We start from the raw sequence: 1,181 nt of genomic DNA, 5'->3' as shown, positions 1-1,181 counted from the left end.
ACCCGTGAGCGGCGCAGGAAAGCCGGAATCGAACTGACCACGTCCGGCTTGCCCGCGTTGCCGGCGATATACGGGCTCCACGGCTGCGCGCGGATAGCCGTCTTGGTCCGCCACACCACGTTGAACTGCCCGTCGGCACGCACTTCGCCGATCATCACCGGCTTGTGCAGGTGGTGATTGCCGTCCATCGTCAGCTCGAAGCCCGACGGCGCGTTGAAGGTCTGGCCGATCATCGCCACGCGCACCTTGTCGACATCGGTGCTCTTCGCTTTCTCGACCGCCTGCTTCCACATATGGATGCCGACGAAGGTCGCCTCCATCGGGTCGTTGGTCACGCGCTTGTCGCCGCCGGGCAGGTTGTTGTCCTTCACCCACTTGGCAAACATCGCCTTGAACTTGGTGTTCTCCGGATTGCGCACCGACATGAAGTAGTTCCATGCGGCCAGGTTGCCCACCAGCGGTTTGGTGTCGATGCCGCGCAGTTCTTCCTCGCCCACCGAGAACGCCACCACCGGCACATCGGTCGCTTTCAGGCCCTGATTGCCGAGTTCCTTGTAGAACGGCACGTTCGAGTCGCCGTTGACGGTCGAGATCACGGCCGTCTTGCCGCCCTGCGAGAAGGTCTTGATGTTGGCGACAATGGTCTGATAGTCGCTGTGTCCGAACGGCGTGTAGACCTCCTGAATATCCGCGTCCTGGACACCCTTGGACTGCAGGAACGCGCGCAGGATCTTGTTGGTCGTGCGCGGATACACATAGTCCGTGCCGAGCAGGAAGAAGCGCTTGGCCCCGCCGCCTTCGGCGCTCATCAGGTATTCGGTGGCCGGAATGGCCTGCTGGTTAGGCGCGGCACCGGTGTAGAAGACGTTGCGCGACATTTCCTCGCCTTCGTACTGCACCGGGTAGAACAGCAGGCCGTTGAGCTCCTCGAACACCGGCAGCACCGACTTGCGCGAAACCGAGGTCCAGCAGCCGAACACGACGGCGCACTTGTCCTGGGTGAGGAGCTGGCGGGCCTTCTCGGCGAACAGCGGCCAGTTCGAGGCCGGGTCCACCACTACCGCCTCGATCTGCCGGCCATTCACACCGCCGCTGGCATTGATCTGGGCAATCGTCATCAGGGCGGTGTCCTTGAGCGACGTTTCGGAGATCGCCATCGTGCCCGACAGTGAATGCAGAAT

The 1,181-nt window shown here is 62.6% G+C and carries 1 protein-coding gene; it reads right to left on the bottom strand.

Annotated features, from left to right (window positions below):
- Positions 1-1,181: urea ABC transporter substrate-binding protein (gene urtA / locus FFS45_RS41515; RefSeq protein ID WP_137960357.1), on the bottom strand; the 1,181-nt coding region annotated here is incomplete at both ends.

Source organism: Burkholderia sp. 4M9327F10 (assembly GCF_005503145.1).
Classification (GTDB): Bacteria; Pseudomonadota; Gammaproteobacteria; order Burkholderiales; family Burkholderiaceae; genus Paraburkholderia.
The sequence above is the reverse complement of the archived record's forward strand: the minus strand, read 5'-3'. Positions and strand labels throughout refer to the sequence as shown.